The following is a 20,099-nucleotide window of genomic DNA, read 5'->3' as shown; positions in this document are numbered from 1 at the left end:
ATAACTAGGTGACGCTGCACTAAGTTGGGATTTATGAAAGTAGCAGCAGTGCAATTGACGTCTACCGGCAGCATCGAGGAAAACCAAGAACTAGCCCTGGATAAAATCCGCGAGGCCGCGGCGGCGGGCGCGCGCCTTATCGTGCTGCCCGAGGCCACCTCGCAGAACTTCCGCTCGGGCCGCCTGGACGAGCAGGCGCAGAACCTCGAAGGCCCGTTCGCCACCGCGATTCAGGAAGCCGCGGAGGAATTGGAGGTCACCGTCGTCGTCGGCATGTTCTGCCCCGCCGATACCGTCGAGCGCGAGGACAAGACCATCAACCGCGTATCCAATACCGCGCTCGTCGCGGGCCCTGGCGTGCTGGGCGGCTACGAGAAAATCCACACCTACGATGCCTTTGACTACCGCGAATCCGATACGGTGCAGCCTGGGGAGTCCTTGGTGACCTTTGACGTCGATGACCTTACCGTCGGCGTCGTGGTCTGCTACGATATCCGCTTCCCGGAGCAGTTCAAGGACCTGGCACGAGAGGGCGCACAGCTCATCGTCGTGCCCACCAGCTGGGCGGATGGCCCCGGCAAGCTGGAGCAGTGGCGCCTGCTCACGGCGGCGCGGGCGCTGGATTCCACCAGCTATATTCTCGCCGCGGGCCAATCGCGCCCGGGCGGCAACGCGGAGGCCGGTTCTCCCTCGGGCCCGACCGGCATCGGGCACTCCACCATCGTCGATCCCAACGGCGTGCGCGTGGCAGAAGCCGGCTACGAAGACGAGATCCTCTACGCCGATATCGACCCGCACGAAGTAGCGAAGACGCGCCGCTCCCTGCCGGTGCTAGAGCTTAACGACTAAGACTGCGCCGCATAATCCTCCGGCAGCCACTCCCGGTCGCGGCCCCAGCTGTGGCTTAAGATCCACTGCTTGCCGATGCCCCTTTTCTCCAATCCCCTCCTTCCTTCCGCTACCTCCTCGGCGCTGCCGAAGAGGGCGAAGTAAGTGGGCGTGCCTGTGGATAACTCGGCCTCGTTGACTACTACATCGGTCGGGTCGGGGGAGAGGGTGTGGGTGGCGGCATCGGCAAGCGGCCGTGCGCCCAGCAACCACGGGTCGTTTTCTTGCCGGATGATGCGGCGCAGGCTGAGATCGGGGTAGAGGGCCGCAAGGTTCTGCTGGAAATGCGTGTCATAGTGCGCGCCGGGGCTATCCGCAACGGCAAAAATCTGCAGGTCCAGGTTCTTCGCGAGTCCCTCCTCGCCCGCATCCGCGGCCTGGCGCGCCGCTAGCGCCAAGCACCGCGCCGCCGCCCAGCCCGTGCCATAGGCTACGATGACCAACCTGCCGCCGCGCAACGCGCGCAGGTCCTGCCAGATGGACCCGGTGGGCCGGCCCAAAGTCCACCAATCGCCCGGCTTGGTATGCGCAAGCGACCGCGAAGCCGCGCCCACCGCGGCGACGTGGAAGACCAGCTGGCCGGTGGCATCGCTTGGCTGGGCTGGGGTGAGCATGCGCCATTGGCCGGGAAGGTACTGGGTGGTGACGGGGAAATACTGCCCCGGCTCGAAGTCGGCGGGCATCCCCGCCTCCACGCGAATGACCGCGGTTTCGCGCGTCGGCCGCTCCACCGCAACCACCTGCCCCGAATACGCCGGCGCCTCCCCGGCCAGGTCCGCCTCGCGCGCCGCGGTGGCCATCTCCGCGCAGACCTCGTGGATGACGGCGCTGGCGAAGTCGTATTGGTACCGCGTCAGCGCCAATACCCGCAGGCCTTTGATGAGCGCCTCCTCGAAGCGTGCATACACCTCTGCCGGGAAGCCGTGCCTGCGGTGATCGCGGCCGAGCTGCGCGATTTTCTCCCGGACGGCCTCAGGCAACGCAGCTCCAACTCCCGCCCCCGCGCCGGCGCTGCTGGGTTCCGCGTGTTCAATCATCCACGCCAATGCGTGCACCATGGACCGGTGGGTGTCCTGCATAGAAAGGGAAAAGACTTGCCGCGCCTCCGGCACCATGAGGAAAAACTGCTCATGCACCGCATCGCGGTAGTCGTCTGCGTACTTTCGGAAGTGCTCGCCCAATTCCCACATGTTTTCCCATTCTAGTGTGCTTGCTTGCCTCTATTTCGCACTTTCACCCCGCGCCTGCCTTTTGGTGGGGAGCGGCGCCCGCTCCATCGGCGCCTGCTCTATCGTCCCCGCGCTACAGTCCCAGCACCTTCATAACCTCGCGCGCAGCCAAGCGCCCCGCGCGCGTCGCCCCCACCGTCGAGGCGGTCGATCCATATCCGGCGAGGAAAACCCGCGGGTTCGCGGCAGGCGAGACCTCGTTACGCATGACAATCCCGCCCTTGCGCGAGCGCAAATGCAACGGCGCCAGGTGGTCGAGTACCGGACGAAAACCGGTATTCCAAAAGATGACGTCCACCGCCAGATGCGTGCCCGCAGGGTAGGGCTGCCATGCCGCCCCGCTTTCCGATGCCCCCACAAACCCACCGCTCACAGCACCGTCGCCGTCCGCCACCGTCTCACGGTGCGCCGCAGATTCATCGCTCGCCGCAGCCCTGCCACCCGTGGCCGCCCCGTCGCTCGCCGCAGTCCTGCTGCTCGTCGCAGCCTCGCCAAACCGCACGCCGGTCGCATCGATGGCATTGAACATGCCGCGCGAGACCAAAACGCCGCGCTCTACCGCATCCAGGTATTCCTGCCAGGGCGGAATCCCGGTGGTCGAGACCACCGAGGCCGGTGGATTGCCGCTAAAGACCCGCTCGCGGACCTTCTCTTCCACATCCAAACCCCACTGCTTATCGAACTCCGTATTCGTAAAATCCGGCGCCCGCCGCGTGGCCCAAGTGGTTTGCGCGATGCCCTCAAGCTCCAATAAAAACTGCACCGCGGATAGCCCGCCGCCAACGACCAACACGTGCTGGCCTGCAAAATCCTCCGCCGCCGAATAATCCTTAGTGTGCAGTTGGCGCCCGCCGAAACTGCCGATGCCCGGAATATAAGGAATATACGGCCTATCCCACGTGCCGGTGGCGTTGACGATGGTGTCCGCGGAAAACTGCTCGCCGGACTCCAACGTCACGAGAAACGCGCCGCGCGGCTCGGGCTCGTCGTGCGAGGCGTGCGCACTGCGTGGCTCGTCTGGGTTCTCTGTTGCGCGCTCATCGCGCGGGCCGAGCGCGCCGTGGAGATTGCGCGCGCTGTGCGTGCCGGGCAGGGGGCGTACGCTGCGGACGCGCGCCGGGCGGTAGGGTCGCAGCTGGAATTTGTCCTCGTAAGCGCCGTAGTAGGAGGCGACTACGTGGGAGGCGGGGGAGGAGGCATCGGCAAGCGGGGCGGGCATGCCCGGCAGATCCGCGATGTTGTGGGCCTTTCCCAGCGTTAGGGAATCCCACCGGTGACGCCAGGCGCCGCCGGGGGCGGGGTTGGCATCGATAAGCAGAAAGTCTTGGGCGGGGACAAGGCCGCGGGAGGTGAGCTGGTGGGCCGTCGCCAAGCCTGCCTGGCCCGCGCCGATGATGATGCTGAGGTAGTGCTCCACCGTGCCATTGTAGCGGGGGTGAAAATGCGCCGTATGTTGTGGCTCACTACATGATAGGTAATGTACTTTTTATCTGCGAGCTCTCTACAAGTGAGCGGCCTGTCATAACTGCACAGCTAGAAAGGATTCCCATGGAAGATTTTTCCGCTTATACGCTCATGCTGGACGTGGGTTGGATTTCCTTACTCATGGTCATCGGCAATATTTTGCGCCACCAAGTGAAGTTCATCTTCCAGGACTTATTGCTGCCTGCCCCCATTACCGCTGGCCTGCTTGGCCTGTTCGTCGGGCCCAACGTGCTGGGCTGGATTAATTTCTCCGATAACCTCGGCGATTACACCTCCATCCTCATTGCCGTGGTCTTTGCCTCGATGGCCTATTCCATGGAAGTCGGCGGCAACATGGGCAAAGGCGCGCGCAATATGTGGGGCTTTTCCACCATGATGTTTACCGGCCAGTGGGGCCTGTTCATCGTGCTCGGCCTGCTCTTTTTCGCCCCAGTCTTTGATACCCCCAACTGGTTCGGCATGATGCTGCCGGTTGGCTTTACCGGCGGCTTCGGCACGGCCGCAGCTGTGGGTGGCGCGCTGGAGGGCGTCGGTGCCGAGGCGGCGTCGTCGTTGGGCTTTACTTCTGCGACCGTCGGCACGCTGGCCGCGATTATCGGCGGCGTTATTGCTGGTAACTGGGGTATCCGTAAGGGCAAGGTGTCCTACGTGCCCAAGGAGCTGCCGGAAGAGATTCGCCGCGGCTACATCAAGAACCTGGCTGATCGCCCCTCCCTTGGTCGCGCCACCACCAACCCTTCTTCCATCGAGCCGCTAGCGCTGCACTTTGGCTTCATCATCCTCACGGTTATGACGGCCTACGGCGTCAATAAGGGCATTTCCAGCATTTGGGAAAACGTCTCGATCCCGCTCTTTGCGATGTCCATGGTTATCGGCCTCATCTTCCGCGCCATCATGAACTTCGTCGGCGCCGAGGATTATCTGGATAAGGATTCCGTATCCTCCATCTCCGGTGCTGCTACCGACTACCTCATTGCCTTCGGTGTGGCCGCCATCGTTCCTGCTGCTATCGCTTCCTACTGGCAGGCGCTGCTGGTGCTGTTTATTTTGGGCACCATCTTCTGTAGCTTCTTCCTGATGTGGTTCCCCGCCGAGTTCTTTGGCGAGCGTTGGATCGAGCGCGGTATCTTCGGCTGGGGCTGGGCGACGGCCACCGTTGCTACCGGCATCGCCGTGCTCAAGATCGTCGACCCGAAGCTGAAATCCGGCACGCTATCTGAATACGGCATGGCCTATATCGGCTTCGGCCCGTTCGAGATTTCGTGGACCATTATCGCGCCGATGGCTGTGATGTACGGATTTACCGGCGCGTTCGGTGCCGTCTCGCTGGCCATTTCCATCGGTGTGTACCTGACATTCAAATTCATGGGCCTGCTTCCGCCGCGCGGCACGATTTTCAAAGAGGGCATCGGCCACGTGGGGCAGAAACAAGAAACCTAGCCTTCACAAATCCACCCTCCGCAAGCCGGGCTTCCATACTTTTGGTGTGGTGGCCCGGCTTTGTCGTGCCGCGCCCTGCTGGGGCTCCGTCACGCTCAGGCCGTCGGCTGCAAACTTCCCGCCTCATGGAGGTTGTCGGCCGGAAACTCTCTGCCTCGCTGGAACCCGGTTTGAACCCAGCCTCGGCAGTGCGGCGTGCTCACTCCTATGCCGGCAGGACTTGGGTAGAACTTTTGCTGCATGGCGGCAGAGCTGAGGAGCATAGCGTGGGAAGTTGAGCCGGGGTGACTCAAAAAATTTGGGTTGAGTGGAATAGGCTCAACTTTATGTGCGTTATACCAAGTGAATCCTTAAAATGGACGAATAAATCTTAGAAGGAGAAACGTACACATGAGTTCTTTTAACCCCACCACCAAAACACAAGAGGCGCTGCAGGAAGCCCTGCAGACCGCTTCCGCGAATGGCAACCCGGATATTCGGCCGGCGCACCTGCTGGCTGCCATCCTTGGGCAGGAAGGCGGCATCGCCGCGCCGGTACTCAAGGCCACCGGCGTTGACCCGGATACCGTGCTGAAGGAAGCGCGCGAGCTGGTTAACTCTTACCCCAGCGCCGAGGGCTCCAATATGTCCAACCCGCAATTCAACCGGGATGGCTTAAACGTACTGACCAAGTCGCAGGAATTGGCGGGCGAGCTTGGCGATGAGTTCGTGTCCACCGAAGTCCTCCTCGCCGCCATCGCCGGTTCGAAGACCGACGCCGCCGAGTTGCTGACCGGCCGCGGCGCAACCTACGACGCCATCAAGGGCGCCTTCCCCTCCGTGCGCGGGGCCGCCAAGGTGACCTCGGAGAACCCGGAGGACCAATTCCAGGCCCTGGAAAAGTACGCCACCGACCTCACCGCGCGGGCGCGCGAAGGGAAGATCGACCCGGTCATCGGGCGCGATCAGGAAATCCGGCGCGTCGTCCAGGTGCTCTCGCGCAGGACGAAGAACAATCCGGTGTTGATTGGTGAACCGGGCGTCGGCAAGACTGCGATCGTTGAGGGCCTAGCCCGCCGCATCGTGGCTGGCGACGTCCCCGAGTCCCTGAAGGGCAAGACGCTTATCAGCCTGGATCTCGGCTCCATGGTCGCCGGCGCCAAGTTCCGCGGCGAGTTCGAAGAGCGCCTTAAGGCTGTGCTGGATGAAATCAAGCAATCTGAGGGCGAAATCATCACCTTCATCGATGAGTTGCACACCATCGTCGGCGCCGGCGCTACCGGCGAAGGCTCCATGGATGCTGGCAACATGATTAAGCCCATGCTGGCCCGCGGTGAGTTGCGCCTCGTCGGTGCAACCACGCTGGATGAGTACCGCAAGTACATCGAAAAGGACGCCGCCCTCGAGCGCCGTTTCCAGCAGGTCTACGCCGCAGAGCCGTCCGTGGAAGACACCATCGGTATCCTGCGCGGGCTCAAGGAGCGCTACGAGGTGCACCACGGCGTGCGCATCATGGACTCCGCCTTGGTGTCTGCAGCGGAGCTATCGAACCGCTACATCACCAACCGCTTCCTGCCGGACAAGGCCATCGACCTAGTCGATGAGGCTGGCTCCCGTCTGCGCATGGAAATCGACTCCTCGCCGCAGGAAATCGATGAGCTCGAGCGCATCGTTCGCCGCATGGAGATCGAGGAGCTCGCGCTGAAGAAGGAATCCGACGCCGCCTCCAAGGACCGCCTGGCCGCCCTGCAAGGCGAGCTCGCGGACCAGCGCGAAAAACTCGGCGAGCTCAAGGCGCGCTGGGTCAACGAGAAGAAGGCCATCGATGACGTGCAGGATATTAAGGAGGAGCTCGACGATCTCCGCCGCCAAGCAGAAATTGCCGAGCGCGACGGCGACCTCGCCCTAGCCTCCGAGATCAACTACGGCAAGATACCGCCGCTGGAAAAGGACCTGGCAGCAGCCGAGGAAAAGGCCGCTGCCCAGCGCAATACCATGCTGGATGAGGAGGTCAGCCCGGATACCATCGCGGAGGTCGTCTCCGCGTGGACCGGCATTCCCGCCGGCAAGATGCTGCAGGGCGAGACCGAGAAGCTGCTGAACATGGAATCGGTGTTGGGTGAGAGGGTCGTCGGCCAGCGCGAGGCCGTGACCGCTGTTTCCGATGCCGTGCGTCGCTCCCGCGCGGGCGTGGCTGACCCCAACCGCCCGACCGGCTCCTTCCTCTTCCTCGGCCCCACCGGCGTGGGTAAGACGGAGCTGGCGAAGGCGCTGGCGGACTTCCTCTTCGACGATGAATCCGCCATGGTGCGCATCGATATGTCCGAGTATGGCGAGAAGCACTCCGTCTCCCGGCTCGTCGGTGCCCCTCCGGGATACGTCGGCCACGAAGCCGGTGGCCAGCTCACCGAGGCCGTGCGGCGTCGGCCTTATACGCTCGTGCTTTTCGACGAAGTGGAAAAGGCCCACCCCGACGTCTTCGACGTCCTCCTCCAGGTCCTGGATGAGGGGCGGCTTACCGATGGCCAGGGGCGCACCGTCGACTTCCGCAATACCGTCATTATCCTAACGTCCAACCTGGGCGCCGGCGGTACGAGGGACGAGACGATGGAGGCCGTAAAGCGGGCCTTTAAGCCGGAGTTCATCAACCGTCTCGATGATGTGGTGATGTTCGAGCCGTTGTCGGAGGAGCTGCTGCGCGGCATCGTGGACATCCAGCTGCGCGGTCTCACCGAGCGCCTGGAGGCCCGCCGCTTGACGCTGCAGGTATCCGATTCCGCCAAGTCCTGGTTGGCCGACCGCGGCTATGACCCCGCCTACGGTGCCCGCCCGCTGCGCCGGACCATCCAGCAGGCTATCGGTGACAAGCTAGCGAAGAAGCTTTTGGCTGGCGATATTGCCGATGGCGATACCGTCCACGTCGACGTCGCCGATGGCGGTGCGGAGCTGGATATCTCCGCTCGCTAAATTACCGGGCGAAAAATAATGCTCATGCCTTTAGACTGGAAGGCATGAGCATTTTAGTTTCCCCGCAGGAACTCAAAGAATCCATCTACCACGGCGATCGTTTCACCCTCCTCGGCACCCACTGGCAGCCCAAGACGGGCCAGAGCTTCATCGACTTTGCATCCCAGCACATCCCCACCGCGCTTTTCGGCGATACCGGCGCGGCCTTCGTCGGCCTTCCCGGCTCGCGCAATGGCCGCAACCCGCTTCCCGATGAAGACAAGTTGCAGTCCTGGATCCGTTCTTGGGGCCTGCAGGAAGACCGCCCCGTGGTGGTCTATGACGAGGGCCGCGGGCTGTTCGCCGGCCGCGCGTGGTGGACGCTGCGCTGGGCAGGCCTGACGGATGTGCGCATCCTCGACGGCGGTCTGGAAAACTGGCTCGCGCACGGTTACCAGACTCTCACGGGCCCGGGCAATATTGCGGTCGGCTCGACGTTCGAGGTCACTCCCGGCCAGCTACCTACCGCCACGATTGATGACGTCCGCAAGCATGATGGCGTCCTCATCGATACACGCTCCAGCAACCGCTTTGCCGGTCGCCGCGAAAACCTAGATTTGAAGGCAGGCCACATCCCCGGTGCGGTCAATATTCCCGAGCGCCTCTTCCACAACGATGGGGTGCGCACGTTGAAGTCTCCGGATGAAATCCGTGAGGTGCTGGCCGCGGCCGGATTGACCCAGGAAAACACCAAGGACGCAATCATCTATTCCGGCTCGGGCAACCACTCCGCGCTGGCCCTCGCGGCGATGGAAGACGCCGGATTCACCGGCCTGCGCCACTACATCGGCGGCTGGTCGCAGTGGTCTGCAGACCCGACCAACCCGGTGGAACGCGGGGATAGGACCTCGGTTAACGATTAATCCCAATTAATCGCTCCGACTCCGACTGGTACCGGCACCGTGGGGTGCCGGTACCTATTATTATCGGGAGATGATGGCTTCTTTACTCCTGATTTTCGCGCTCGTACTCGGCATCGCCGGTGGCTTTTTGCTGTACTACGACCGCACGCAGCGCGCCACCGATGCCCAGCGAGACACCGCATCCCAGCAGGACACCGATTTCCACCACGACACGGATACCCAGCGGCAGGACACCGCTGCAGGCGATTCCGATAATTCGGCGGCGGAACAATCTCAAGGCGAGAAGCCCCAACACAACGGGAAAGACCAGGACGCCCAAGGAGACCAGGACACCTGGGTAGAATTGGGCACTCGGGAAGACCAGGGCGCGCCCTTCCGCGCAGCTACCGACACTGATCGCACGGACCACACTGACCACACGGACGACACTGACCATGCTGACGGCAGTGACCAGGATGCCGAAGGCACCCCAGACACCGAAGGCACTGCGGACACCGAAGGCGCCCCAGACACCGATGCGGTCGCAGAACCTGAAGATGAAGCCGGTGCTGAATCCTCCTCCAGTTTCGCGGCAAAGTACTCGCCGTCCCCCGATATTGAATCCGATTCTTCCTCCGCTACCTCTTCAGGGCGTCACCATCGCACTGCAGACGATGCGCACCGCAGCGCCAGCGACACCCGCCGTGCCAGCGAGTCCGAAGCTCTTTCGGAAAATGATGTCGTAAAGGGCAACACAACCGACGCCACAACCGCAGGCCCTGCATCCGGCGCAGACGGTGCCGGCAGGGCCAGCAGCAACGGCAGTATCGACAGCAACGACACTGACGGCACTAACGAGAGCGTCGACAGTGCTCACACCGCAGGCAACACTGAAAAGGCCGCGGAAACTGGCGCAGGCTCTGGCATTCACCCTGCTGCGGACTCAGCTGAAGATACGGAATCGGATGCGGATGCCTCCTCCGACGAGGCGGGCCAGAAGGGAACTGAAGAGCAACCGGAAGCTCACGCGAAGCCTAAACCTGTGGGGAGGCCTCGGCCGCTTATCCCTGGCACCATTCGCCGGGAGCGCAAGAATTGGGCGGAAACCCGGGGCTTTGAGTACATGAAGTCGGACCAGTACCTTGTCGATGAATGGACGAGGGGAGTCGCCTCCTCTGGCGCCGCGCCGAAAGACATCGTCGCCGGCAACGTGTACGGCCACGAAATGCTGCTGATGGATATCGACGGCGTCAATGTGATGGCGATGAGGACGGGGGCGGCATCGGATGTGGTCATTGATTTCCAGCGCTTCGACAGCCAAGAGCCCGAGATGTCGGAGGACCTGCTTTTGGCCATGAACATCGAGGGGTTTGAGGTATATTCCTCCGATCGCGGCGTGACGGAGCGGATGGTGGACGAGCGCGTGCGCATCGCGCTGCAGCGCATACCGGAAGTGGTGTCGGCGCTGTGGCTGGAGACCGAGTGGGTTTTGGCGCAAACCACCAAGCATTCGCGCACCGCGGATTGGGAAGCAATGCTCCCGCCCTTGGCATTGCTTGCCGATGCCGCCCGCGTCCTCCCACCCCGCTCCTCCTCCGTGCACACCATTCACTTCGAGGACCTAGACCCAGCCAGGGAAATCCCCGCCGCGCCTGTGGTTGAAGCAGTGGGAGGCACAACGTCGGTGGGGCAGCCGGAGTTTTCCCGGCCGGTGATCCAAAGGCCGGAGGAACCATTGGATATGCCGTCGCGCACGTACTCCGAGACCCGCGGCCCGGTTGAGCACACGGCGATTGGGGCGGACGAGGTCGATGCCATTGCCGATGGCAATGAGCGCCCCACCCCCGATTCAGGCGCCGCCCGCCTGCCGCGCCGGCAATTCGGGGAGGCTTCCATCTTCGGTGACACTTTTGGCAGCGCTTTTGGCGGCTCTTTCAGCGGCGGCCTCGGCGATGCCTCCCCAGGCCCGGGCAAAGACGCGGCGAAAGATATGACCAAAGACGCGGCCAAGAACGCGGCCAAAGACGCGGCCGAAGGTTCAGCCGAAGGCTCGTCCACGGGCCCATCTAGAGATTCTTCTCGAGGTCGTTCCAGAAACACCAGTGGCCCAGCCGCTGCACGCGATAAAGACCGCCACGACGACTCGGGGCCGCGGCAGGGGGAGTAGCCTAGAATGTTGCGTTGGCCCACATAGCCAGGACTTTCCTCATATGCCGAAGAAAACTCTAAAGAAGGAGCAATGCGATGATTAAAGTGCACCTGCAAGAAGACAAGAAGAAGCGTCTCGCGGAACTGGTCAAGGAGCTTGCCGTTGTGCACGGCAAGGTGACTTTGTCCTCGGGCAAAGAGGCCGATTACTACGTTGATTTGCGCCGCGCGACCTTACACCACGAAGCCTCCCGCCTCATCGGATCCTTGCTCCGCGAGCTCACCGCCGATTGGGATTTCGCGGCCGTGGGAGGCCTCACCCTTGGCGCGGATCCGGTAGCGACCTCCGTCATGCATGCCGATGGCCGCGATATCGACGCCTTCGTCGTGCGCAAGGAGGCCAAAAAGCACGGCATGCAGCGCCGCATCGAGGGCGCGGATGTGGCTGGAAAGAAGGTGCTGGTCGTCGAGGACACCACCACGACCGGCAACTCGCCGCTCACGGCAGTCGCCGCATTGCGCGAGGCCGGGGCAGAGGTGGTCGGCGTGGCTACCGTCGTTGACCGTGCTACCGGCGCCGAGGACGTCATCTCGGCCGAGGGCCTTGAGTACCGTTCCCTGCTTGGCTTGGACGATCTTGGACTCGCGTAACGAGATGGACCAGGATGCGCAGGTCGGGCAGGTCGAGCCAGCGGGCGAGGCTGTGCGCGCCGAGTCGGCCGAACAGACTGCGCGCGGCGAGAGTACTGCGCGGGCCGCGCAGGGCGAGAGTGCTGCGCAGCAGGAGCAGCGAGAACAGCGAGAGCAGCCCGAGGAGGCGAAGGGACCGACCGAGTGGAATGAAGGCCGGCACGGCGTGGGGCCCTGGGAAGGGCCCTGGCCGGAAGGCCCGGGGGCGGACAAATACGATCCGGAGCTGCTGCGCGAGGGCGACCGGCGCAATGTCGTCGACGCGTATCGGTATTGGCGGAGGGAGGCGATTAAGGGGGACATCGATAAGCGGCGGCACAGCCTGCATATCGCCATCGAGAACTTTGAAAATGACGCCAATATCGGCACCGTCGTGCGCACCGCCAACGCCTTTGCCGTCGATACCGTTCACATCGTGGGGCGGCGGCGGTGGAACCGCCGCGGTGCCATGGTGACGGATAGGTATCAGCATCTGCGGCATCATGAGAGCGTCGATAAGCTCATTGCCTGGGCGGCCGAGGAAGACCTGACGGTCGTGGCCATTGATAACACCCCCGGTTGCGTGCCCCTCGAAACCGCCGAACTACCGGAACGCAGCCTGCTGCTATTCGGGCAAGAAGGCCCCGGCGTAAGCGCCGCCGCGCAAGACGCCGCCCTCATGACCTGCTCCATCGCGCAATTTGGCTCCACGCGGTCCATCAACGCTGGCGTGGCCGCGGGCATCGCCATGCATGCCTGGATCCGGCAGCACGCCGATCTGAACAATTCCTGGTAAGAGATCGTTACACTAACTGTAATAAACCTTGCTACTGGAGTGATAAAGAAAACGTGGAAGAAAAGTGGGCCCACCGCGCCGAACTCGCGGAAACCGCCATCGATGAGCGCCATGCGCATTCCGTATGGGGCCTGCCGCGAACCAACCTCGCCATCGTCAGCTGGCCGCCCACCACGAAAGAAAAGCTCCTCGTGCACTGGCATTACTGGTGGCAAGCGCACTACCTCGACTGCCTCGTCGATGCCGCGGAGCGGAAGAACACCAAGGTCCTCCGCCAGCGCATCCTTGACACCACGCGCGGGATTCGCGTCCGGAACCTGACGCAGCTGACCAAGAATAAGTACTTCGATGACAAGGCCTGGCTCGCGCTTGCTTTCGGGCGTGTGGGCGAGGTGAAGAAGATGAAACCGCCCAAGGCATTGGCATCTTTGCAGCGCAATATCACCGAGGGGCTCGATGATTCGCTGGGGATATTGCCGTGGCGCGATGGCGAGAACTTCATGAACGTGCCGGCTAACGGGCCCGGAGCCATCATGCTCGCGCGGATGGGAGATATCACCGCGGCCCGCCGCATCGTTGACTGGGTTTACGATAATTTGGTCAACGAAGACGGCTTCATCATGGACGGCGTGCGCATGCGCATGGATGGCCCCGAGATCGTCAAACAAGTCCACCCGTACTGCCAGGGCGTGATGCTCGGGGCATGCCTGGAGATTGTGTTGGCGATGCGGGAGGAGTCGAGCATCGGCAAGCTGGAGCAGATCGACAACGTCTACGAGGCCGAGCTGGCTTCCGAGATGATGAGCTACATCATCAAAATCCGTGGCTTGGTGCAGGCTATTGCTTCCGGCATGGCGACTCCCTCCGGCGTCGTGGATTGGGAGACCGGTGATGGTGACGGCGGCCTGTTTAAGGGCATCCTGATGCGCTATCTTGCCGATGTCGCCGTGCGCCTGCCCGGGGATTCGCCCGCCAACCGGGCTACCAAGAAGCTAGCGACCCGGATGGTTATGGCGTCTGCCGAATCCGTGTGGGAGCACCGGCTCGAGGTTGATGGCCTGCCAATTTTTGGCTCTGACTGGACTGCCGATGCCCGGCTTCCCCACAACTACGGCTTCGGGCACACCACCGTGAGTGAAAAGATGGGCATTATTCGCGTGGATGAGCGCGACCTATCCGTGCAGCTGTCTGGCTGGATGCTGTTGGAGGCGTGCGCCCGGGTGGCTCGTGACCTGCACGAAAAGTCGGGCCGCGCTTAACCTCGCCGTTGATCATTTCGCTGCGGGGTTTGTTGTGCGGGGCGCGGCATTGTGAGAGTTAAACTGTAAACACAGGAAATGTCACAGAAATTTTACGGCGGGATTCCGGAAATGTGGGCATAATTGGCTGTTGGAACGTGTTTGACCGCAATCCCAGTTAAGGATGGAATTTCATGCCAATTGCAACCCCCGAGGCGTATAACCAGATGCTGGACACCGCGAAGCAGAACGGCTTCGCGTTCCCGGCCATCAACTGCACCTCATCTGAAACGATCAACGCAGCACTGAAGGGCTTTGCCGAGGCAGAGTCTGACGGCATCATCCAATTCTCCACCGGTGGCGCAGAGTTCGGCTCTGGCCTCGCGGTCAAGAACAAGGTTAACGGTGCTCTGGCGCTAGCCGCTTTCGCACACGAGGCTGCGAAGCACTACGGCGTTAATATCGCCTTGCACACCGACCACTGCCAGAAGGAAGTTCTGGACGATTACGTTCGTCCGCTGCTGGCCATCTCCCAGGAGCGCGTTGACCGCGGCGAGAATCCCCTTTTCCAGTCCCACATGTGGGACGGCTCTGCTATTCCGATCGATGAAAACTTGGTCATCGCCCAGGAGCTTCTGGAAAAGGCAAAGAAAGCGCACATCATTCTCGAGGCAGAAATTGGTGTCGTTGGCGGTGAAGAAGACGGTGTCGAGGCTAAGGCCGGCGATAACCTGTACACGACTCCGGAAGACTTTGAAAAGACCATCGATGCCCTGGGCACCGGCGAGAAGGGCCGCTACTTGTTGGCCGCTACCTTCGGTAACGTGCACGGCGTCTACAAGCCGGGCAACGTGAAGCTGCGCCCCGAGGTCCTGCTGGAGGGCCAGAAGGTTGCGCAGAAGAAGCTCGGCCTGAGCGAGGGCGAGCACGCCTTTGACTTCGTCTTCCACGGCGGCTCCGGCTCCGAGAAGGAGAAGATTGAAGAGGCGCTGCGCTACGGCGTCATCAAGATGAACGTGGACACCGATACCCAGTACGCGTTTACCAACCCAGTGGCCCGCCACATGATGGAAAACTACGACGGCGTGTTCAAGATTGACGGCGAGGTGGGCAACAAGAAGGTCTACGACCCACGCTCTTACCTGAAGAAGGCAGAGCAGGGTATGTCCGAGCGCGTCATCGAGGCATGCCAGGACCTCCACTCCGTGGGCAAGACCACCGCCAAGTAGGCCCGCCCCTAAACTGGGCACGCCGAAGTAGCCGCTTCCCCCTGTGCGGGAGGCGGCTTTTCCTATTTCTGGGCCTATCCCTGGTTCTATCTTGAGTCCTATATCCAGGCCTATCTGTGGGGCGCAAGGATGCGGTGGGGCCTTGCCGGAGATGAGTCAGATCAGTCAGCTAAATCAGATCAGCCAGACAAGCTATGCCAGCGAGATTAGGCAGATTGGGAGGATAGCAGGTTAGGTAGAACTCCTTGATGGGCGTGGCGAATGGGCAGGCGAGGGGATAAATCGCGGGTTACCGCTCCACGGCGGGATCCAGGCGATGCGCCCCTTGATGCGGACCATGCGGCCGCGGGCGGTGGGTCGGGAATCATCATCTTGATTCACCGCATTGTGGTGGGCGCAGAGCGTTACGAGGTTTTCTTGGTTCGTGGGACCGCCGGCGGCCCAGGCGGTGAGGTGGTGGACTTGGGCGTCATCGGCAGGCGTGGAGCAGCCGGGCCACGCGCAGATGGGATGCTCCGCGCGGGCTAGCATGCGTTGCTTCCAGCTGGCCATGCGCTCGGTGCGATACAGGTTTACCGCGCCGTGCTCGGGGTGGACCAAGCTGACGTAACCGCGCTGGGCGAGGGTGCGGGCCACGAGCTGGGCGCCGGACATGCGTGCGCCGTTGGAAAGCTGAAGCATGATGTCATCACCCTGGCTAGCAGTGATGCGATCTAGTTGGTCAAGGGTGATGATCACGTTGGTGTGCACCGCGGGGAGTGCGCCGGGATTGCCCTCGAGGATTACCTGCTTGGCTGCGGCGAGCGGGTTTTCCTTATCCACGGAGGCGAGAACGCCTTTGATATCTGCGATATCGGTGGGATCTGCGGTGATGGAGATGGTGTGGGGACCATCGGGGCGTCGGGTATAGCGCACGCCGTGGGAGGGACGCTTGGCGGGGTTGAGCTGCTTGAGGCGCTTCTTCGCGATCGCCGGAATCAGATGGGCCTCCGCGCGGCAGAGCTCCAGGCGGAGATCCCAACTGCGGTTGGTGTCCTTTACTCTTTGGGCGAAAGACTCGATGCTTTCAAGCACGGCGAGGTCGTGGCCGCGGGAACGGGCGGCCTCGCAGGCAAGGCGCTGCTTGCGGCTATTGGAGGTGCGGCCGAAATAGGTGTGTTGCAGGCGGGCGAGTTGTGCGGCGAGGAGCTGGCTGGCGCCGGCCTCGATGAGCTCTTGTTCGGAGCATCCCTGAAACTCGGCGACGAGGTCCACACCGCGACGGCAAAGTTGCAAAAATTCTGTGTTCACGACTCCTGACCGTAAAAGCGGCACGGGTACACAGCAATGGATGTGCAAGGCGAAACGGCAAATCTGTGGAATTCTCGCGCTGCGGGGGTCGCTGGGGCGCGCAATTAGCGCGTTATCCACAACCTGGCGCGGGCCGGGATGCGGACGCACGGGGGCGGTGGTAGAGGGAGGTCTTCTATGCTGGAGGTCATGTCGGAAGCGAAACAAAGAGTCTCAACGAGGCAAATGCTGCGGGTGGTGGACCGCTCAGTAGTATCGCGCCTGCAACGCATCCGTTCGCGCTTCGTTTATATAATCCAGGCCACCGTGGGTGCCGCATTGGCGTATTGGGTGGCAAGCTCCGTCGTTGGGCATCCGCAGCCGTTCTTCGCGCCCATCTCGGCCGTCATCATCCTGGGGCTTTCGGGCGGGGACAGGATGAAAAGGGCGGTGGAGATGTCGCTGGGCGGCATCGTCGGCGTGGCCTTGGGTGATCTGCTCTTCCAAGTGGTGGGGCAGGGCCCGTTCCAGATCCTGTTCATCGTGGGAGCGGGCCTGGTGGTGGGGTCCTTTATTACGAAATCGCCGCTGGTATCCAACCAGATTGTCTTTGGCTCCATCCTTATCGCCACGATTTTTCCGCCCACCGAGGGACCGGGTGGCCTGCACCGGGCCATCGACGCAATGATTGGTTCCGGCATTGGGCTTATCACGATCGCGCTTATCCCTAATTCGCCGTTGAAGGAGGCTCGGCGCGAGGTGTCGAAGGTGCTGAGGATTGCCTCGAGCATTCTTAACGACGTCACGCATGGCATCCGCGATACCAATCCCGAGATCATTCGCGACGCCCGCGATGCGGTGCGCGGCACGCAAAATGACGTGAATACGCTGTTGAGCGCGGCGCAATCGGGCAGGGAGGCATCGGAAGTATCGCCGCTTTTGTGGACCTCGCGCAGGAATATTCGGTCCCTGGAGCGCATCCTCTTGCCGGTAGATAACGCGGTGCGCGGGGTGCGGGTGCTTTCGCGCCGCGCGCTAGTGCTTACCGAAGACGGCGATACCGTGTCCGATAAGCAGCTAGAGCTCCTAGAAGAACTATCAGAAATTATCCTCGCGGTGGGAGAACTCTACGGCCGCCAAAAGCGGGATCACGACGAGGCGATAGAGATACCCGAACTCGTACAGCGGCTGCGATACGTGGGCGGCCAAGCGGGCATGGATCTTATCGAAGAAGATGCGACGCTTTCCGCGTATACGATCCTCGCGCAGACGAGGTCCATCGTTGTGGACATGCTCATGGTGTGCGGGCTCTCGCGCGAGTCCGCCGTCGCGCACCTGGTTCCTACCTCTGCGCACCCGGCATACCCGCCGGAGGTGTGGGAGCGCGACGATAAACCGAGCGATAAACAGAAGGGGCAGGATTAGCAGGACCCCGCCCCGCAAATCCGCCGAGCGGGGCGGTTACCGAGTTGCGCGAGCTGAGTCAACCGAGGGCCGAGTCAGCGGAGACGGGGTGAGCTGGCTGAACCGGCGTGAGCTGCGAAGGAGGCTAGGGGCGCACGACTTGGAGGTCGCGCAGGTGGCGGTAGAAGGTGACGCGGGTGAGGGGGCGTTTGTGGGGGATGGCATCGACAAGCACGCGCAGCTGGGGGCCGCCCGCCTGGACCGCGCGGCCGGTGCGGACGGAGTCCGGGTCGAGGCGGCCGGGCTTGCGCAGTAGGGAGCGCAGGCGACCTTCGGGCTCGACTGGCGATGTCGCGCGGGCCGCCAGGATGCCCGGGGCATCGGTCATGGGGACCAGCCGCGCGCCAAAAGTACCGCGGCCGGAGGCGGCGAGGGTAGCGTCATCGATGATGATTTCACCGGTAAGCGGGCCATTGGACAAATCCGAGATGGTTGCCGAGCCGGCGACGGCCTGTCCAGAATCGTTGCGGATGAGCGGCACCGGGCGAACCGGGGCGGTGCGGGCGAGCTCGAGGGCCTCCTGCGGCGCGGCGGGCAGGCCCCAATTGGCGGCGGCGGCCGACTCGCCCGTGGGGATGAACGCTACCTCGGCCCACAGGTTATCGGCGCGCATGAGCCGGGTGATGACGGCGTTCAGCGCCGAATCCGAGCCCGCGACGACCACGCGCAGGCGGTCCTCCAGGTAAGGCTCCTGCGGGGCGGCGGCAGGGGCGCCGAGGTGGCGGACATCGGGCTGCGCGGCGATCTCGTCAAGCGAAGGCGTGGGGTCGTGGGGGAGGAGGTTGGTGGCGGCGGCATCGACAAGCGCGAGCTCCTTGCGGGAAGGAACGGCCGAAAGATCATAGGCCTCTGCGGGCAAATCAACGCCGGGGGTGCCGCAGCGGAGGAACAAAAAACGCATGCACATCATGCTACGTGGGCTATTGCGGCCAGAAAAGTGTAAGGTAAATGCGTATTTTGGCTTCAATAATGAGGAAGTGACTTAAAAGATGGCAGCAATCGTCATTGTCGGCGCCCAATGGGGCGACGAAGGCAAGGGCAAGGCTACCGATATCCTTGGCGGGAAAGTTGACTACGTAGTCAAGCCGAACGGCGGCAATAACGCCGGGCACACCGTCGTGGTCGGCGGTGAAAAATACGAGCTGAAGCTCCTGCCCGCTGGGATTCTTTCTGAAAACGCCATTCCCGTACTGGGCAATGGCGTGGTGATTAACCTCGAGGCGCTCTTTGATGAGATTGATGGCCTGGAAGCGCGCGGGGCGAATGCCTCCCGGCTGAAGATTTCCGCGAACGCGCACCTCGTGGCGCCGTACCACCAGACCCTCGACCGCGTGCAGGAGCGTTTCCTGGGCAAGCGCGCCATCGGTACCACCGGCCGCGGCATTGGGCCGACCTACGCCGATAAGGTCGCGCGCATTGGTATCCGCGTGCAAGATATCTTTGACGAATCCATCCTGCGGCAGAAGGTGGAGTCCGCGCTGGAGATCAAGAACCAGATGCTGGTGAAGATGTACAACCGCAAGGCCATCGAGGCAGAGCAAATTGTGGAGTACTTCCTGAGCTACCGTGAGCGCCTGCGCCCCATGGTTATTGACGCGGAGCTCGAGCTCAACCAAGCGCTTGCCGATGGCCAGAACGTACTCATGGAGGGCGGCCAGGCCACCATGTTGGACGTCGACCACGGTACCTATCCGTTTGTGACTTCCTCGAATCCGACTGCGGGTGGGGCATCGGTTGGCTCTGGCATTGGGCCGACGCGGATTAAGACCTCGCTGGGCATTATCAAGGCCTATACCACGCGCGTGGGCGCCGGCCCGTTCCCCACCGAGCTGTTTGATAAGTGGGGCGAGTACCTGCAGACCACCGGCGGCGAGGTCGGCGTGAACACCGGCCGCACGCGCCGCTGCGGTTGGTACGATTCCGTGATCGCTCGCTACGCCACGCGCGTAAACGGCTTTACGGATTACTTCTTGACCAAGCTCGATGTGCTGACCGGCATTGGGGAAATCCCTATCTGCGTGGCTTATGACGTCGATGGCAAGCGTTACGACGGGATGCCCATTACTCAGTCTGAGTTCCACCACGCCGAGCCCATCTTTGAGACCATGCCCGCGTGGGAAGAAGACATTACGGGCTGCTCGACCTTTGAAGAGCTCCCCCAAAAGGCGCAAGACTACGTGCTGCGCTTGGAAGAGCTATCCGGCTGCCGCATCTCTTACATCGGCGTCGGTCCCGGCCGCGACCAGACCATTGTGCGCCACGATGTCATGGAGGATCAGTAGGCAGAGGCGTTACGTCGCTGCCGTGAGCGCGTGCCTGGCTAGGCCCGCGCCGGGCCACGACAAAGTAAAGGGCGAAGTACCAGGTTGAGGTACTTCGCCCTTTTTTGATCCTCGGCAGGTGTCGAGCTTGCTCGT

At 62.5% G+C, this 20,099-nt stretch carries 15 protein-coding genes; 11 read left to right on the top strand and 4 right to left on the bottom strand.

Translation table 11 applies throughout. The annotated features are described in order from the left end of the window. Positions 1-33 precede the first annotated feature (33 nt). Positions 34-849, top strand: a complete 816-nt coding sequence (locus HMPREF1287_RS07095; RefSeq protein ID WP_023018040.1) for a carbon-nitrogen hydrolase family protein — start codon at positions 34-36, stop codon at positions 847-849. On the opposite strand, the gene HMPREF1287_RS07090 is transcribed toward HMPREF1287_RS07095, so the two are convergent. Together HMPREF1287_RS07090 and HMPREF1287_RS07085 are read right to left on the bottom strand one after the other, a co-directional pair. Further along, complete coding sequence (locus HMPREF1287_RS07090) at positions 846-2,078, bottom strand: FAD-binding oxidoreductase (protein WP_023018039.1); 1,233 nt, start codon at positions 2,076-2,078, stop codon at positions 846-848. The genes HMPREF1287_RS07095 and HMPREF1287_RS07090 overlap by 4 nt on opposite strands. Positions 2,079-2,190: 112 nt before the next feature. Beyond that, entirely contained in the window at positions 2,191-3,534 is a 1,344-nt protein-coding gene (locus HMPREF1287_RS07085; RefSeq protein ID WP_023018038.1) for an NAD(P)-binding domain-containing protein, read from the bottom strand. 131 nt (positions 3,535-3,665) lie between these two features. Here HMPREF1287_RS07085 and HMPREF1287_RS07080 point away from each other — a divergent pair, with 131 nt between their 5' ends. The 8 genes from HMPREF1287_RS07080 (at position 3,666) to fbaA (ending at position 14,949) form a co-directional block, all read left to right on the top strand. Next, positions 3,666-5,042 carry a sodium/glutamate symporter gene (locus tag HMPREF1287_RS07080; RefSeq protein WP_023018037.1) on the top strand — a complete coding sequence of 459 codons (1,377 nt, stop codon included), beginning with the start codon at positions 3,666-3,668 and terminating at the stop codon, positions 5,040-5,042. 390 nt (positions 5,043-5,432) lie between these two features. Further along, entirely contained in the window at positions 5,433-7,988 is a 2,556-nt protein-coding gene (gene clpB, locus HMPREF1287_RS07075) for an ATP-dependent chaperone ClpB (protein WP_023018036.1), read from the top strand. 44 nt (positions 7,989-8,032) lie between these two features. After that, positions 8,033-8,890 carry a sulfurtransferase gene (locus HMPREF1287_RS07070; protein WP_023018035.1) on the top strand — a complete coding sequence of 286 codons (858 nt, stop codon included), beginning with the start codon at positions 8,033-8,035 and terminating at the stop codon, positions 8,888-8,890. A gap of 70 nt (positions 8,891-8,960) precedes the next feature. Further along, positions 8,961-11,036, top strand: a complete 2,076-nt coding sequence (locus HMPREF1287_RS07065) for a hypothetical protein (protein ID WP_034654490.1) — start codon at positions 8,961-8,963, stop codon at positions 11,034-11,036. 77 nt (positions 11,037-11,113) lie between these two features. Next, positions 11,114-11,668 carry an orotate phosphoribosyltransferase gene (gene pyrE / locus HMPREF1287_RS07060; protein ID WP_023018033.1) on the top strand — a complete coding sequence of 185 codons (555 nt, stop codon included), beginning with the start codon at positions 11,114-11,116 and terminating at the stop codon, positions 11,666-11,668. 4 nt (positions 11,669-11,672) lie between these two features. Continuing rightward, positions 11,673-12,482, top strand: a complete 810-nt coding sequence (locus HMPREF1287_RS07055; RefSeq protein ID WP_034654487.1) for a TrmH family RNA methyltransferase — start codon at positions 11,673-11,675, stop codon at positions 12,480-12,482. 53 nt (positions 12,483-12,535) lie between these two features. Beyond that, positions 12,536-13,741: a glycoside hydrolase family 76 protein gene (locus HMPREF1287_RS07050; protein ID WP_005285000.1), complete on the top strand. Its 1,206-nt coding sequence runs from the start codon at positions 12,536-12,538 to the stop codon at positions 13,739-13,741. 173 nt (positions 13,742-13,914) lie between these two features. Next, the gene (fbaA, locus tag HMPREF1287_RS07045) at positions 13,915-14,949 is read left to right on the top strand and encodes a class II fructose-bisphosphate aldolase (protein ID WP_023018031.1); all 1,035 of its coding nucleotides are present in this window, start codon (positions 13,915-13,917) and stop codon (positions 14,947-14,949) included. Between the two features lie 231 nt (positions 14,950-15,180). On the opposite strand, the gene HMPREF1287_RS07040 is transcribed toward fbaA, so the two are convergent. Continuing rightward, positions 15,181-16,239 carry an HNH endonuclease signature motif containing protein gene (locus tag HMPREF1287_RS07040; RefSeq protein WP_232218830.1) on the bottom strand — a complete coding sequence of 353 codons (1,059 nt, stop codon included), beginning with the start codon at positions 16,237-16,239 and terminating at the stop codon, positions 15,181-15,183. A 177-nt stretch (positions 16,240-16,416) separates the two neighbouring features. Here HMPREF1287_RS07040 and HMPREF1287_RS07035 point away from each other — a divergent pair, with 177 nt between their 5' ends. Further along, positions 16,417-17,643 carry an aromatic acid exporter family protein gene (locus HMPREF1287_RS07035; protein ID WP_005279417.1) on the top strand — a complete coding sequence of 409 codons (1,227 nt, stop codon included), beginning with the start codon at positions 16,417-16,419 and terminating at the stop codon, positions 17,641-17,643. Between the two features lie 124 nt (positions 17,644-17,767). Here HMPREF1287_RS07035 and HMPREF1287_RS07030 read toward each other — a convergent pair whose 3' ends face one another. Next, positions 17,768-18,583, bottom strand: coding sequence for a hypothetical protein (locus tag HMPREF1287_RS07030; protein ID WP_034654483.1), 816 nt, complete (start codon positions 18,581-18,583; stop codon positions 17,768-17,770). An 88-nt stretch (positions 18,584-18,671) separates the two neighbouring features. Here HMPREF1287_RS07030 and HMPREF1287_RS07025 point away from each other — a divergent pair, with 88 nt between their 5' ends. After that, positions 18,672-19,964: an adenylosuccinate synthase gene (locus tag HMPREF1287_RS07025; protein ID WP_023018028.1), complete on the top strand. Its 1,293-nt coding sequence runs from the start codon at positions 18,672-18,674 to the stop codon at positions 19,962-19,964. Positions 19,965-20,099 lie beyond the last annotated feature (135 nt).

The organism is Corynebacterium sp. KPL1986 (genome assembly GCF_000477975.1).
Classification (GTDB): Bacteria; Actinomycetota; Actinomycetes; order Mycobacteriales; family Mycobacteriaceae; genus Corynebacterium; species Corynebacterium accolens.
The sequence above is the reverse complement of the archived record's forward strand: the minus strand, read 5'-3'. Positions and strand labels throughout refer to the sequence as shown.

What these genes read in the sequence shown, in the direction of transcription:
- HMPREF1287_RS07095 (WP_023018040.1), top strand. Translation starts at nt 34, where the DNA reads ATGAAAGTAGCAGCAGTGCAATTGACGTCTACCGGCAGCATCGAGGAA.
- HMPREF1287_RS07090 (WP_023018039.1), bottom strand. Translation starts at nt 2,078, where the DNA reads ATGTGGGAATTGGGCGAGCACTTCCGAAAGTACGCAGACGACTACCGC.
- HMPREF1287_RS07080 (WP_023018037.1), top strand. Translation starts at nt 3,666, where the DNA reads ATGGAAGATTTTTCCGCTTATACGCTCATGCTGGACGTGGGTTGGATT.
- clpB (WP_023018036.1), top strand. Translation starts at nt 5,433, where the DNA reads ATGAGTTCTTTTAACCCCACCACCAAAACACAAGAGGCGCTGCAGGAA.
- HMPREF1287_RS07070 (WP_023018035.1), top strand. Translation starts at nt 8,033, where the DNA reads ATGAGCATTTTAGTTTCCCCGCAGGAACTCAAAGAATCCATCTACCAC.
- HMPREF1287_RS07065 (WP_034654490.1), top strand. Translation starts at nt 8,961, where the DNA reads ATGATGGCTTCTTTACTCCTGATTTTCGCGCTCGTACTCGGCATCGCC.
- pyrE (WP_023018033.1), top strand. Translation starts at nt 11,114, where the DNA reads ATGATTAAAGTGCACCTGCAAGAAGACAAGAAGAAGCGTCTCGCGGAA.
- HMPREF1287_RS07055 (WP_034654487.1), top strand. Translation starts at nt 11,673, where the DNA reads ATGGACCAGGATGCGCAGGTCGGGCAGGTCGAGCCAGCGGGCGAGGCT.
- fbaA (WP_023018031.1), top strand. Translation starts at nt 13,915, where the DNA reads ATGCCAATTGCAACCCCCGAGGCGTATAACCAGATGCTGGACACCGCG.
- HMPREF1287_RS07035 (WP_005279417.1), top strand. Translation starts at nt 16,417, where the DNA reads ATGCTGGAGGTCATGTCGGAAGCGAAACAAAGAGTCTCAACGAGGCAA.
- HMPREF1287_RS07030 (WP_034654483.1), bottom strand. Translation starts at nt 18,583, where the DNA reads ATGCGTTTTTTGTTCCTCCGCTGCGGCACCCCCGGCGTTGATTTGCCC.
- HMPREF1287_RS07025 (WP_023018028.1), top strand. Translation starts at nt 18,672, where the DNA reads ATGGCAGCAATCGTCATTGTCGGCGCCCAATGGGGCGACGAAGGCAAG.